Source organism: Sebaldella termitidis ATCC 33386 (assembly GCF_000024405.1).
GTDB lineage: Bacteria > Fusobacteriota > Fusobacteriia > Fusobacteriales > Leptotrichiaceae > Sebaldella > Sebaldella termitidis.
Map to the genome: position 1 here is coordinate 1,300,274 of NC_013517.1, position 13,551 is coordinate 1,313,824.

General features: G+C 33.7%; 14 protein-coding genes. 7 read left to right on the forward strand and 7 right to left on the reverse strand.

The window, feature by feature from the left end; translation table 11 throughout:
• Positions 1–2 precede the first annotated feature (2 nt).
• Together STERM_RS05910 and STERM_RS05915 are read left to right on the forward strand one after the other, a co-directional pair.
• Positions 3–377 carry a hypothetical protein gene (locus STERM_RS05910; RefSeq protein ID WP_012860660.1) on the forward strand — a complete coding sequence of 125 codons (375 nt, stop codon included), beginning with the start codon at positions 3–5 and terminating at the stop codon, positions 375–377.
• Between the two features lie 20 nt (positions 378–397).
• Entirely contained in the window at positions 398–910 is a 513-nt protein-coding gene (locus tag STERM_RS05915; RefSeq protein WP_012860661.1) for a hypothetical protein, read from the forward strand.
• Between the two features lie 113 nt (positions 911–1,023).
• Here STERM_RS05915 and STERM_RS05920 read toward each other — a convergent pair whose 3' ends face one another.
• The 7 genes from STERM_RS05920 to STERM_RS05950 are packed head-to-tail and all read right to left on the reverse strand — an operon-like array spanning position 1,024 to position 7,587.
• Positions 1,024–1,791 carry a sugar phosphate isomerase/epimerase family protein gene (locus STERM_RS05920; protein ID WP_012860662.1) on the reverse strand — a complete coding sequence of 256 codons (768 nt, stop codon included), beginning with the start codon at positions 1,789–1,791 and terminating at the stop codon, positions 1,024–1,026.
• A gap of 18 nt (positions 1,792–1,809) precedes the next feature.
• The gene (locus tag STERM_RS05925; RefSeq protein ID WP_012860663.1) at positions 1,810–2,760 is read right to left on the reverse strand and encodes an aldo/keto reductase; all 951 of its coding nucleotides are present in this window, start codon (positions 2,758–2,760) and stop codon (positions 1,810–1,812) included.
• A gap of 18 nt (positions 2,761–2,778) precedes the next feature.
• Entirely contained in the window at positions 2,779–3,507 is a 729-nt protein-coding gene (locus tag STERM_RS05930; RefSeq protein ID WP_012860664.1) for a glucosamine-6-phosphate deaminase, read from the reverse strand.
• A gap of 19 nt (positions 3,508–3,526) precedes the next feature.
• Positions 3,527–4,846, reverse strand: a complete 1,320-nt coding sequence (locus STERM_RS05935) for a PTS sugar transporter subunit IIC (RefSeq protein WP_012860665.1) — start codon at positions 4,844–4,846, stop codon at positions 3,527–3,529.
• Position 4,847: 1 nt separating this feature from the next.
• The gene (locus STERM_RS05940; protein ID WP_012860666.1) at positions 4,848–5,195 is read right to left on the reverse strand and encodes a PTS sugar transporter subunit IIB; all 348 of its coding nucleotides are present in this window, start codon (positions 5,193–5,195) and stop codon (positions 4,848–4,850) included.
• A gap of 14 nt (positions 5,196–5,209) precedes the next feature.
• Positions 5,210–5,512, reverse strand: a complete 303-nt coding sequence (locus tag STERM_RS05945; RefSeq protein ID WP_012860667.1) for a PTS sugar transporter subunit IIA — start codon at positions 5,510–5,512, stop codon at positions 5,210–5,212.
• Positions 5,513–5,535: 23 nt separating this feature from the next.
• Positions 5,536–7,587: a BglG family transcription antiterminator gene (locus tag STERM_RS05950; protein ID WP_012860668.1), complete on the reverse strand. Its 2,052-nt coding sequence runs from the start codon at positions 7,585–7,587 to the stop codon at positions 5,536–5,538.
• Between the two features lie 634 nt (positions 7,588–8,221).
• Here STERM_RS05950 and STERM_RS05955 point away from each other — a divergent pair.
• The 5 genes from STERM_RS05955 to STERM_RS05975 all read left to right on the forward strand — a co-directional run bounded on the left by STERM_RS05955 (position 8,222) and on the right by STERM_RS05975 (position 13,544).
• Positions 8,222–10,384: a hypothetical protein gene (locus STERM_RS05955; RefSeq protein WP_012860669.1), complete on the forward strand. Its 2,163-nt coding sequence runs from the start codon at positions 8,222–8,224 to the stop codon at positions 10,382–10,384.
• A gap of 250 nt (positions 10,385–10,634) precedes the next feature.
• Positions 10,635–11,072, forward strand: coding sequence for a hypothetical protein (locus STERM_RS05960; protein ID WP_012860670.1), 438 nt, complete (start codon positions 10,635–10,637; stop codon positions 11,070–11,072).
• Positions 11,073–11,224: 152 nt separating this feature from the next.
• Positions 11,225–12,004, forward strand: coding sequence for a hypothetical protein (locus STERM_RS05965; protein WP_012860671.1), 780 nt, complete (start codon positions 11,225–11,227; stop codon positions 12,002–12,004).
• Between the two features lie 96 nt (positions 12,005–12,100).
• Positions 12,101–12,505 (forward strand): DnaJ domain-containing protein, encoded by a 405-nt coding sequence (locus tag STERM_RS05970; RefSeq protein WP_012860672.1) that lies wholly within the window; start codon positions 12,101–12,103, stop codon positions 12,503–12,505.
• 229 nt (positions 12,506–12,734) lie between these two features.
• The gene (locus tag STERM_RS05975) at positions 12,735–13,544 is read left to right on the forward strand and encodes an FHA domain-containing protein (RefSeq protein ID WP_012860673.1); all 810 of its coding nucleotides are present in this window, start codon (positions 12,735–12,737) and stop codon (positions 13,542–13,544) included.
• Positions 13,545–13,551: the final 7 nt, after the last annotated feature.

Here is a 13,551-nt window from a genome sequence, read left to right on the forward strand (position 1 = left end):
ATATGGAGAAAGGGCTTATATACAGTCCCTTGACAGTACATTCAGATGATGAGATAAAAAGGATTCTCAAAATGGGAAGCTATGAGGAGATATTGAAACTGCCCCTTGAAATAGGAATGAACCACTATGACTGGAAGTTTGCACAGGATGTATGTCTACAGTTGGCTGAGCATGAAGATGAGAGAATAAGAGCAAATGCTATTTTAGGATTAGCGTATATAGCAAGAACAAAAGGGAAATTATCAAAACATCTCGTAAAGCCTGTAATTTTAAAAGAGTTGAGGAGAATGGAAAATTTTAAGTGGAGAATAGAGGATGCAATATGTGATATAAATCTTTTCTTAGGCTGGAATCTTGCATTCAGACATAAAATATAACTATAACGGGAGGTAACATTATGAAAGAGCTTGATGAAAGTATTATTGACAGATGTCTGATAATAGCAGATATTAGTTTTATAGGAGAAAAGCCTGTATTTGGCGATCTTCTGGCTATGACAGGCATAGAGGATTCTAAATTTCCCATAAAAAATGAAAATTTTTTGAAGCTGTGTGATCTGGGAATAGAACAGTCTGATGATTTCTTTACGATACCGAATGAAAATATTGATTTTGGCGATGATAATATTCTCTGGATTATACCGCTTATAAAAAAAACAGAGGTATGGCATAATCCGGGACCATATGACGGCTTGAGGTTTACTTACGATATTCTAAGAAATCGTGAGGAAAATAAAGAGATATATCTGAACTGTCTTGAAAAATTTATAAATCTGTTTTCTGTAAGTGTTTCATACAGGGGAGAAAAGCAGAAAAATCTGGAAAAAATAAAAAAAGATATTGAAAAGACAATAAAAGAGCTGCTGGAAAATGATGTGAAGCCAGGATCGGAAGAGGCTTTAATGCAGTAATGTCAGTACAGCATTTCTTTCATAATCAATTACATATGAATACTGATGACAAAAATGCCGCAATGGAAAAATGCGGCATTTTTTGGTAAATATGAATTATTCAAAAATAATTTTTAAAGCTGTTCAGAAAGTTTTATAAGATTTTCCAGACTTACAGCCATACTTTCAAGCATCCCGCCTGACAAGGCTGAAACATCCTGCTCAACTATGTAAGATTCGATTCCGTTTTTTTCTCCCCATTTTAGAAACGGCAGAAAATCTATACATCCTGTACCTATTTCTGCAAGAGATTCCGGATAAGAAAGTGATAAATCGCTTTTCATATCCTTAAAGTGGATCATGGGAATTCTTCCGGAAAACTTTTTCATATATTCAAAAGGATCGGCACCACCGACTTTAGCCCAGTAAGTATCTATTTCAGGATATAAAAACAGATTTCCTTCAGGTTTTACAATATAATCCATGATCATTTCACCGTTTATGGAACCTCTGAATTCGTAATCATGATTATGATGCCCTATTCTAAAACCAAGCGGGTTCAGCTTTTTGGCAGTATTCAGCAAAGTATTGCGTGCATAGATAACTTCTTCCTCATTAGTAAGCTCGGAACTGCAGAATATATCTTTAGTGCCGAATAACAGGCATTCATATATAAGATTATCAAGGTCATTATTTAGACGGTCAAGGTTAGCATGCATGCTGACAGCTTTTAGTCCTGTTTCTTTTAAAGCAGCGGCAACCTCCTCGGCAGTATAGCCACGGAGCCCGTCTATCTGAACAGTTTCCCAGCCCTGTTTTTTCAGCTCTTTTAATACTCCGGGAAAATCCTTGGTAAGTTCTTTTCTGAGACTGTATAATTGTACAGCGAATTTATGTTTCATGTAAATACACTCCTTTTATTATTTTAGATCAAGCCAGTCAACTTCTTTTGCCGTAAGTGAAAGTTTTGATCCGTTATATGATGAAATAAGCTCAGTTATGTTTTCCGGTCCGATAACAGCAGTTGTAGGAAACTTTTGGTTTAAAACATAGGCAAGAGCTGTCTGAATAGGTGTAAGTCCTTTATTTTCCGCCATTTTCACTGCTCTGTCATATCTTTCCCAGTTATCATCATTATAGAAAACATCGACCATTTCCTGATCATCCTTGTTTTCACGTGTAAATCTTCCCGAGAAAAAGCCTCCTGCCTGTGCAGACCATGAAAATAAAGGAAGCTTTGTTTTTTCATGCCATGAAATCATGGCGGAATCTGCTGACACACATCCTTCCCAACGCGGCTTTCTGCATTTTGCAAGGCTTAAATTAGGACTGTTAAATGTAAAGCCGATCAATCCATGTTCTTCTGCATACTTATTTGCCTCTATAATTCTCGGCAGCTCCCAGTTTGAAGCTCCGATGGCATAAATTTTTCCTGAGTGTATATGCTCGTTTAAAATTTCCATAATCGGACCTACAGGAACGCTTTCATCATCTCTGTGCAGAGCATAGAGTTCAACATGATCGGTTTTTAATGTTTCAAGACTGACAAGCAAATCTTCTGTTATTGCCTGCGGAGTTACCCTTGCTTTTTTAGGCTCTTCTCTTGTGGGATGACAGCCTTTGGTAAGGATGACAATATCATCTCTGATATTTCTCATTTCTATCCATTCTGCGAGAGCCTTTTCGCTATGGCGGTATTGTCTTGCAGTATCAAAGGTATTACCGCCCAGTTCTATAAATTTATCCAGTACGGGTGCTGCAAAATCCATATTGTCAATTCTCAGAAAATCGGATGCACCAAGTACAAGCTGCGAGCATTTTATCTGTATTTCTTTTCCGTCTTTATATCCTTTTACATTTATATAGTTCATTATAAATTACCTCCGGTTCTATTTTGTAAGTTTTGATGCGGCTGCTTCGTCAAGAAAGAACCACAGTTTTGGAAAATCCTGAAAAAGACTGGAAGGAACTTCAGATGTTTTTTCCCCTTCAATTGTTTTTACGACAATATCTGCTTTTCTAAAATCATCTGCGATCAGAAGTATTGTATCTGCTCTGGTGATAGTTTTCATTCCGAGTGAAATTCCCTGTTTTACATCAAGAGCCGTATCAAAATATTTTACGGAAACTTCCTTGGTAACAGGATCAAGACCGACAATGTGGCATTCTGTGTCAAGAGGAACATTAGGCTCATTAAATCCGATGTGCCCGTTCATACCGATTCCTAAAACAATCAAATCAAGATTTCCGTGATCCGAGATAAATTTATCCACTTTTCTGCATTCATTTTCCATATTATCTGCAAGACCGTCAAAAAAACATATTTGTTCTTCTTTTACAGGAATAAGATCAAAAAAGTTATTATAAAGAGTTTCCTTGCAGCTTCCTCTTGTTTCTCTGCCAAGCCCTACCCATTCATCAAGGCTCACAAATTTGCAGCTGCTAAAATCAATTTTTCCCTCATTGGCATATTTTACAAGATATCTGAAAATTCCCATGGGAGTTTCTCCGCCGGCAATACAAAGGAGTGTATCCGGCTTTTTTGCAATATATTCGGCAATAAAATCTGCCGCTTTTTCTGACATAGCTTCATAGTCTTTATTAATAATAATATTCATTTTTCCTCCTGATATTTTTTTAAAAATCTAAATCCAAAGCATCAAATGCTGCCTGTCTGTCACTGACTACACTTTCTTCCTGAAGAATTTTTCTTTCATACATTTTGAAAAAAGGATAATACATGCAGACTGCCAGTCCCAAAATTACAAATCCCAGCACAACCGCTTTCCAGTCCATAGTAGCCAGATACTGTGCCAGCGGTATAGGCGTTCCTCCTACATTGGCAATAGGGGGACGAACTATTCCCAGCTTAAATACATAATATGCAAAAACTCCGATACACGGTGTACCAAATACAAACGGTATAAACAAATAAGGGTTATAAACTACAGGAAGCCCGAATACTACAGGCTCTGATATTGTAAATATGGCAGGTACCACTGAGGCCTTTCCTATTGCTTTCAGTTCCTTTGATTTACTGAACAGAGCTAGAATAACTAAGGCACCGGTAATTCCCGAACCGGAAAAACCAAGAAAATAATCCCAGAAATTAGGAGCGAAAACATGGGGGATAGGCAGTCCGGCTGCATATGCCGCAGCATTTTCCCCAAGATACTGTGTCATAAAAGGAAGAACAAATCCTATTAAAATGGCATAACCATTCAATCCGATAAACCAGAATATCATTTCCAGAAATGAAATCAGGAATATAGCATAAGGAGTATCAATACTGTTAATAGACGGTGCAAGGAAAGTCGTAAAAGCTTCGGGCAGATTGCTTCCCCCTGTAAAATGTATAACCAGTGCATCTACAAGAACAGCGCCGAATAAAACAGTAACCAGAGGAATAATTGCTTCAAAAGTCTGGGCAATTCCGTCGGGCAGTCCTTTTATTCTGATTGTTATTTTATTTTTCATAAAAAATGCCATAGTTTCCACTGTAATCAAAGATGCAAAAATAGCAATAAACAGCCCTCTTGAATCAAGATATTCTATATTTACTTCATCACCTACAAGTTTTATATTTAATACAAGAGTAGTAAGAAGTCCTCCGATAATAGCATGTAAAAATGGAATTTTCAGCTGTCTTGCATGATTATATGATATGCTGACAGCGCAGTAAACTGAAAGAAGCCCGAATGTAAACCTGAACGGAAGGCTTATCAGAGTATTGTATCTTTCAAAAAACATTTTTACGGCAGAGCCGTCCGGAAACATTCCGCCTATAGCCATTATAATCAGTGAAAATGATCCTACCATGAGAACAGCCATAAGAGCAATCATTCCGTTTTTTATAGTGGATATATGTCTTTGATTTTCGATTTTGGCAGCTACAGGCTCAAGATATTTTTCCAGAAAAACTATTAATTTATCCATAATCCCTTGTTTTTTATTCATTTTATTCTCCCTTCAGTGCTTCCAGTTTCAGAATAATAGCAGTTTTTAAAATATTGCCTCCATTTACCGAACCGTAATCCTTGGTATCAATAACAGTAACCGGCTTGTTTTTTTCTTTACACAGTATTTCAAGATCCTTGAAACGGTGCTTTATCTGCGGACCAAGCATTACCACGTCAAAGTCATCTATATATTCCAGAATATCACCGGCAGGATGTGCCTCTATTTTTATATCAACATCTTTTAATTTTTGGCTTTCAGCAGCAATTTCTTTCATTTTGGTAACCATAACACCTGTAGATGCACCAAGATTACATACCAAAAGTACGTAAAGTCTGTCTAAGTTCATTATAAACACCTCTTTTATTTATTTTTATATAATTCTATAAATTCTTCAAATATTGTTTCTGCAAGAATTGCATTCATAAGCGTATCCTGTGCATGTGCGAGAAGTACTGAATATTCGCTTTTTTCACCCTGAGCTTCAAGAGTTATAACTTCTGTATGTACATTATGTGCTTCTGTTAATGTTTTTTTAGCAGAGCTCATCAGTTCATCCGCTTTTTGAAAATTACCAAGTTTAGCTTCTGAAAGGGCCTCCCTCATTTTCGAAAAGCTGTCTCCTGCATATGAGATAATATGAAAGCTGATTTTTTCTGTGTCCATGTTTATCTTCCTTTCCAGATATGTTATTTTAGATATTTTGCTATAGTTTTTATAATTAAATCAGAATTTTTTACTAAAGATATTTCGTCCAGAAATTCCTTATTGCGGGAAAGCTCCATTATATCTTCCACACTCTTCAAATGATCTTTAGTGGTTTTGGCACTGATAAAAAAAATCAGGAATGCTTTTTTTCCCTCGGGGAAAATTACCGGTTTTTTGGAAAGCAGTATACTTATAGAGGAATTAAAAACATTTTTCCCCACTTCCCCGTGAGGAATAGCAATTCCATTTTCCAAAACAAAGTGAGAACCAAAATTTTCTGTAAGATTATGAATTTCATCAATGTATTTTTCACTTACGTCCCGGGTTTTTACCAGCATATTCCCGCAGATTTCCAAGGCTTTCTCCCAGCTTATCTTATCCTTGACCAGTGTACTTTTTTCTTTTGAGATAAAGTAAAGCAGGTCTTTTACTTCTTTAGTTTCCTTATCTCGGCTTTTTTCAGTCAGAGCTTCTGATAACTCTGAAATAAGTGTATTCCTGTTTTTTACAATACTGTTTTTTTCTATTATTTTAAGTATGGTCTGTAATTTTTCATCGCTGAATTTTTTTTTCATAAGAAATCTGCTTAGTTTTTTTTGATCATTATAAGTAAAAAAAGGTGAGATTTTTATAAGCGGAATTTCTATATGTCTTTTAGCATCCTTCCTTAATTTCAGCGTGGTTATTACCAGATCGATGTTCGAAATATCGTAATCCAGAAACTGCATATAAGAAATAGTATCAATAATTTCAAGATTATAATTTTGTTTAATCTGACCGGCTACAAGCATAGAAGTACCGTATCCTCCGCCGCATATGAGAATAACTTTTTTTCTTTTGTTTTCTTTATTCCTTTCAAGCGAAGCCAGAAAATGAAGTGTGAATAAAGCAATTTCGGAGTCGGGTATTTTTTTGCCGATAAGCTCTTCCAATTCAAAAAGAGCATTTTTAATAATATTGAATAACTCCGGATAAGCTTCAACAGCTTCAATATAGATATCGTCTTCGACGGCGAGATTATTTTTCAATCTGTAAATAGTCGGTTTTATATGGCTCAGAAGACTGCTGAGCAGCTCCTCGTCACCGGAAATATTAATTTGTGTATGTGTGTTTACTTTATTAATAAGATTTTTTATAATAACTTCTGTTTTTATCCAGTATTCAAAAATAGATGTATTATAGGAATAGGATAAAAAGCCGAGGATATAATCACAAAGCAGGAGTCTTTCTTCTTTTGAAAATTTGATTTTGATTTTTGTTTCCAGTTTTTCCAGCTCTTCTGCGATAATATGATATTCGCCTGTATTATAAAGAAAGCTTTCGTTTTCGACCTTTTGAATCTTTTTATTATTTTTTACCCTTATATATAATAGTATAAGATAGGTAAAAGTATATTCGTGAAAATTATTAGCATTATTTTTTAGTTTTATCAGAATATCATCTATAAATTGTTTCAAATATGTGATATTTAAATCTGATATATAAGGATAAAAATAATCCAAAAGCATATTCTTATCCATTGTTTCCTTATTATAGTAGTAAAACTGTATAAGATCTTCATGAAAATACTTCAGAATAAGATTTCTTATATTTTTTTCGCTCAGATAGAGTTTATTATCTATGACAATAACATTGTCAGATGAAAATTCGGCAGTAATTTCTTTGATATCAGCTCTAACTGTAGTTCTGCTCACATCAAGGCTTCGTGCAAGAGAACTTATATTAACTGTTTCTTCAGACAGAAAAATCAGTTTTATGTATCTGATACGTTCTTCTTTGGAACATGTATCAATGTTATCCAAAAAAACAGTCAGATTTTCATTTTTTACTTCCCTGTCGAATAGAATACTTCCCTTGGATCCTTTTTTTACCGGTGGAAGATTATTCAGACCGAGTAAAAAATTTAGATTTTCTATTTCATAACGTACGCTTCTTTCTGAAATATCCAAATAAGCGGAAATTTCCTTTATATTGGTTTCCGGTTTCTTTTCCAGAAAATTCAGAATTTTTAATAATCGATTATTGATTTTCATTTTTCTCACCGATATGATTGTACCCTTATACGGTATAAAAACAAGTGAACAACTTTTTTACAAATTTTTTCAATTTACTTCCATATGGATTTTTCTTTTTTGAGGTTATTCATTTTTAACGTTTTGCTTTATATATAGAAGTAAAAATTTTGTGTAAAATAAATATGTTTTAAAGTATTAAACTATAAATAATAAATATATTTTTTTGATATATAAATCAAAATACAGAATAATAATTCATTTTATTTCTCGAAATTTTTTTTGTTCACATTAACTACACATTGATATTATAAAATATTATTAATCAATATTTACTTTTTATAATTTTTTCTGAAAATGACAGTCGATTTTAAACTTATGGAAAATAAAAAAACAAAAATTGATTTTATTTTTAAAAAACAATACACATAATAAATGCCTTTAAAATATTATATTTTTAGTAAATTAAAGAAAAAGTTTTTATATTTTTTAAAATAATTGTTCTAAAAAACAATGAAAAAAAAAGATTTTTTAATTGACTATTAGTAGAAAATATATTAAGATAAAACGATTGAAATTAAAAATAGTATTTAAGTTTATTAATTAATTAAGCTTGTTACATTTAAAAATATTGATATTATTATGAGGAGGGAAAATGATTAAAAATTTTATTTATCAAACTAACAGAACAATGCTGTTTGAAGAGATAAATCCTGAAAAACTGGATTTGCTGACCCTGATAGGCGATGCCAGAGAAATGGACAGTCTGGATGATGAAAGAGTTTTGGAAGTAAATGAGCATTTATTAGTAAAAAGTTTCAATGAATTTTTGACAAAATTTGAGCCTAAAGTATACAGTTATTTTAACGCTGCTAATCAAAAGGTAAAATATACACTGAAAAAACCCGAGGGTATTCCGGAAGAGCTAATAACAGAAATAAAAATAGATAACGGAAACACTTTCTTTAAAATGCTGAATACATTAATTGAAACACGTAATTCACAAGGCAATAAAAATGTAGATTTCAAATTTGAGAATATCTTGGAATTAATTTCTCCGAAGAAAGTAATCGAAGATATAAAGCAAATAAGAAAGGAAATAACATATTTATACTCAAAGCATGAAGAGCTGGATGAAGAAAATCCAAAAAGACTCGAATACGGTGATAAGCTGAATCAGAAATTCGAAGAAGCATCATCGAATTATAACAACATTTTAGGGATGCTTCCCCTTGCGATAGAAGATATAAAAACAAGACTTTTGTTTACACATGAGGATGAAAAGACAAAATCGGAAAAAATAAGAATAGGAATGCTTCATGTAGGTGATAAGGGCGAGCTTGAAGTTATTGAATATAAACAGAGCAATAAAAAAGAGCTCATAGTAAGAGATGAAAAAGTGTCAAAAGAGCTTGCCCAGGCATTCAGAGATGATTATGACGAAATTACGGAAGAGCCTAATAAGTATATAAGCGATCTTGTGGTAAGAACATTTGTTCCTCTTGAAAAAGGCGTAGTGGAAATAGATGAGGAAAGAGAAGTAGAAAATTATAATAATTATCTCCAGTTCTACAAATCTGCCCAGGAAGATTTCATAAAAGTAGCAAAACCATTAATTGAGAAAATTCTGGGAGTAAAAATGTTTTTTGACCAATACAGCGTAAAGGTAAAAAATATGCAGCCGACTCTTCTTATTTCTAATATTAAACCGGAAATGCTGGCTAAAGCCGGAAACAGAGAAAGATTCAAGGCATATTTAAATACAGTAAATTCTAAAAATGATTTTGATAATTCAATATGGTTTGGGATATTCCCTAATGTGGATCTGGATATTAAGAAAACTGAAAAGAAAGTAAGAGAAAGATTCAAAGGTACAAAAGCAGAAGAAAAAGACGGAAAAAATACCATGGAAACGCTGACAAATTTAATGACTCTGCTGGCAGACTACAAAATTCAGGTTTTCTTTAATTTTGAAGGAACTTATGAAACATCATTTGATAATCTTGCCACAATGGGAATAGATAAATATGTGGAAAGAACGCAGATTCTTGAAGGAAACAAATATTCAGAATACGTAATTCCGGCACTTCCGAATTTTACAATAATACCTAAGGATAAATCAGGAGTTATACTGGATTATAAAATGAAATATGAGGAGGAAAACGGGGTACAGCTTTCAAAGGAGAAGGAGGATCTGCTGAAGTTCTGGATAGAAGGGGTTTATATAGATGCGTCATATGTAGCAGCAGGAATAATAGCTGCTTTGCAGTGTCCGAGCTATCTGAAAGAAAGATTCAGAAAAGTATCAAATGTTTATCCGGGAGTAAGATTTGATATAGAGGCTGAGGATAATGCGTACAAGGTTAAAACTACAATGTCAAAAGAAATTTCAGGATTTACAAATACAATTAAAGACAGAATAAACAGTTTTAATTACGGATTTATTTTTTCATCAGACAGCGCACATCTCAAAAAAGAGAAAATAAAAAATGTGACTGTATACAAAGCAAGAACAATGAGTAAAAATTCTGACGGAATTTACGAGCCGATGTATAAAACACAGGCAACAACATATATAGAAAGAGTGCTTAGAGCAGCAACAATGGATTTTAAAGAGGATAAGATCAATTATTTTTTCAGCAATGATCCTGAAAGCCAGAAATCTATATGGAATAAAGAGCTGAACTTTGTAAACTCAATAATACAGCTTGGAGATGACATATCGCATATAATAGATAAGGAAAATAATGTATGCCAGCTTAATATTACATTCTCGGGAAATGTAAAAAACCTTCAGGTTGATATAAATAAAAACTAGTTCTCATTATGTGGGAACAGGAATGATTACCAAAGATTTAACATTGACAGGTGCTTGCAGCACTAATGATTAAAATACCAAACAATGTTAAGTAATAAATACCCTGATTAACTATCAAAATAAAAACAACTGTAAAATCCTGACAGAAAGATCAGTTTGAATCGGGGTATTAATTATGGGTTTTACAGTAAAAACAGAGATTTTAATCATTTGATTAGAATAGATAATAAAAATTTAGGAGGAGGAAAAAATGGGATTCAGATTAACAGTAAAAGGGCAGACTGACGAAATTTTATTAGAAAAAGAAAGTATTTTGGATGTAAAGTACTTATCGGAAACACCGGAAGACTCTAACGCAAGAGCAACAGATTTAGGGATTACCCTTGAAATCAGCGGAAGAATACTTGCAGCAGCCAGCGGAGATAATGAAGATGATTCGAGAAAAACAGCGCAATGGTCTTTATTACCTGCGGAAGTGGCAGATGCATACAGACATGCTACCTTAGAAGTAATTTCTGCAGGACAGATGGTTAGAAAGTTTGAAATGCCGAATGCATTTGTGGTAGATTATGTAGAAACATTTGGAAATCAGGAAGGAACTGGAACATTCCTTTTAAAAATTAAACAAAAGAAAGAAAAAGTAAAAGAAGTAGCAATAGAAGGTGGATATCAGGCACACGAAGCGTAGCCTTTTTGAAAAAGGGTGGCCACTGCACTGCTGTGGTACCCTTTTCTATTTAAGTATTTAAGCACGGTTTAAAACAGAATATGACTGCTCATTTCAGCATCGAACCGGCTTGAATTTTTGAATAGAAAATTTTTAAAAAAGGAGAGGGAGCTGTGTTGGAAAATAAATATCCGTTATTTAAAAAAAATGAAATTCTGGAAAAGGAAATGCTGGATCTTCTGCGTGACAATCCTATGGAAATATATAATCTTCTGTATATGGATTTTTCTGACGGAATAGTGAACGGGTTTAACTTTACCATTGATTCCGAAAGAAAGCTTTTGATTATGGAGCCCGGGATTTTGAAACATAACGGGAAAATATTCTGGGAAAAAGAAATAACCGAAATACCATTTCCCGAACAGGAAGATCACTATGTAGTGAAATATAAACTAAATTGCTGTTCAGAAGAAAAAAAATATTATAAAAGAAGCGGAGAGATAATAACAGAAGCAGGAAAAAGTATTCATGAGGATGAACTTGAGCTTTTGAGATTTATTCTGAGGGAGGGTGCGGAACTGAGAGAAAATTACGAACAGTTTGAAGATCTTGTACGCGAATATAATACAATACAAATAGTAGACAGGAAATATTCCTCAAGACATAAATCCGGGACACTGGATCCGAGAGTCACTAAATTCTGGGGGCTGGAAGCTTTGGAACGGGAGAACCTCAACCCGGAGGATTTTATTTTTGCTGCGGCCTGCATAAATAATCCTGTGGAAAGAGAGATTATATCATCATATATAAACAGAAAAAAAAGGGTGGAAACAAGAGAATACACAAACAGGGAGCTTTATGAAGAGCTGAATGACATTCTTATAAAAATGGGACCGAGAAGATCTATAGGAGTGAAAAAGATATACAGACCGGAAAAGATTGTGGTGGACTAGGAATTTTAAAGCCGGGATTAATCAAGAGCAGGATAAGAATTCGGCAGTAAATGCCGGTAAGATAAATAAGTCATTACACTTAAAGGAGATGTACAGATGACATATTATGAGATATTAGGAGTAAAGCAGGATGCGGACTTTGACGAAATAAAATCAAAATACAGAAAACTTGCCATGAAATATCATCCGGACAGGAATCCGGATAATAAAGAGGCCGAAGAAAGATTTAAGCAGGTATCCGAAGCTTATGAAATTCTTGGTGATGCCGAGAAAAGAAAGAATTATGACGAAAAACTGGTTAATAAAAGAACAGGAAGCAGAAAAAAATCATCTTCCGAAGGTTATACCGGAGATTTTAGCTTTAATCCAAATGATTTCAAAGATATGTTTTCAGATTATTTCAGTGAAGACAAAATGAATACCAAAGACAAAGATACAAATAAGAAAATGAAAGAAAATATGAACAGTGCGTTTGAAAATTTTTTTAAACCAAAAAAATAATAAAGAAATTTACTGTAACAGAGAAAAAAATATATTCATGTTTTGGAGTATAAACTCAGAGGAAAAGAATATTAATGTTTTCCATAAGATTCACAGCGGTTATTCTTTCCCTCTCTTGTGGAGCGTGTTCCATGCGGGAGGGAAATTTCATTTTAAGAGGATGATTTGATATTTTATCATACTGATTTATAGAAAGCAGGAAAACAATTTATGAAGAAGGAGCAGTGAAATGTTAAGACGAATTTTTAGATTTCCGAGAATACCTTTTCTTAGAAGATCAAGGATAGGATACGGAACTGTCCGTAAAGCAGGTCAGCTTATGACTCAGCAGAAGACAGAAAAGAACAGTAATACAGAGCAGCAAAAAATGAATGTGGAAAAAGGTATAAAGAAATTCGAGAAAAGACAGACAGAGGCAAGGGGAGGAAGGCCTGCAAAGTTTTTTTCACTTAGAAATATTATAATACTTATAATTGTGGTAATAACATTTATATATATGCATATGAATGCATATTCTACAAAAAGCCTGTATGCGGCAATATTTATATTTACAGGAATAACTTTATACATGCTTCTTGTAGAAAGATTTATAGAAAAAACAGAAATAGAAACAGAGATCAAGGATATGAAGGTCGAGAGAGAAAAAGAGCATAATGTTTTTCTGGACAGGGTACAGGAGATAGAGCAGGTAAAGAAAAACAGACTGGAATCAATAATACTTAAAGATGAAGACGGTTATGACAGGAAGGTATGGAGAATAGGAAGAGCCACATCAATGCTTCTGGGGAAAAAAACACCCAGAAATAAAGTAGATGTTGATTTGGGTGAATCAGTATATGCGAATCTCGTGAGCCGTGCACACGGGGTATTGAATCTGGTAAATGACAGCTGGTATTATGAAGATCTTGGTTCAAGAAACGGAAGCGGTCTTGAGCGTAAAAGGGACGGAAGAAAAATAAAGCTGAAATCCAATATGCCGGTAAAAGTGGAAACAGGGGATATTATATATCTTGCTACAACAAAGGTATTGTTAAAATAATAAGAAG

What these genes read in the sequence shown, in the direction of transcription:
- STERM_RS05930 (WP_012860664.1), bottom strand. Translation starts at nt 3,507, where the DNA reads ATGAATATTATTATTAATAAAGACTATGAAGCTATGTCAGAAAAAGCG.
- STERM_RS05910 (WP_012860660.1), top strand. Translation starts at nt 3, where the DNA reads ATGGAGAAAGGGCTTATATACAGTCCCTTGACAGTACATTCAGATGAT.
- STERM_RS05955 (WP_012860669.1), top strand. Translation starts at nt 8,222, where the DNA reads ATGATTAAAAATTTTATTTATCAAACTAACAGAACAATGCTGTTTGAA.
- STERM_RS05950 (WP_012860668.1), bottom strand. Translation starts at nt 7,587, where the DNA reads ATGAAAATCAATAATCGATTATTAAAAATTCTGAATTTTCTGGAAAAG.
- STERM_RS05970 (WP_012860672.1), top strand. Translation starts at nt 12,101, where the DNA reads ATGACATATTATGAGATATTAGGAGTAAAGCAGGATGCGGACTTTGAC.
- STERM_RS05940 (WP_012860666.1), bottom strand. Translation starts at nt 5,195, where the DNA reads ATGAACTTAGACAGACTTTACGTACTTTTGGTATGTAATCTTGGTGCA.
- STERM_RS05975 (WP_012860673.1), top strand. Translation starts at nt 12,735, where the DNA reads ATGTTAAGACGAATTTTTAGATTTCCGAGAATACCTTTTCTTAGAAGA.
- STERM_RS05920 (WP_012860662.1), bottom strand. Translation starts at nt 1,791, where the DNA reads ATGAAACATAAATTCGCTGTACAATTATACAGTCTCAGAAAAGAACTT.
- STERM_RS05945 (WP_012860667.1), bottom strand. Translation starts at nt 5,512, where the DNA reads ATGGACACAGAAAAAATCAGCTTTCATATTATCTCATATGCAGGAGAC.
- STERM_RS05935 (WP_012860665.1), bottom strand. Translation starts at nt 4,846, where the DNA reads ATGAATAAAAAACAAGGGATTATGGATAAATTAATAGTTTTTCTGGAA.
- STERM_RS05925 (WP_012860663.1), bottom strand. Translation starts at nt 2,760, where the DNA reads ATGAACTATATAAATGTAAAAGGATATAAAGACGGAAAAGAAATACAG.
- STERM_RS05960 (WP_012860670.1), top strand. Translation starts at nt 10,635, where the DNA reads ATGGGATTCAGATTAACAGTAAAAGGGCAGACTGACGAAATTTTATTA.
- STERM_RS05915 (WP_012860661.1), top strand. Translation starts at nt 398, where the DNA reads ATGAAAGAGCTTGATGAAAGTATTATTGACAGATGTCTGATAATAGCA.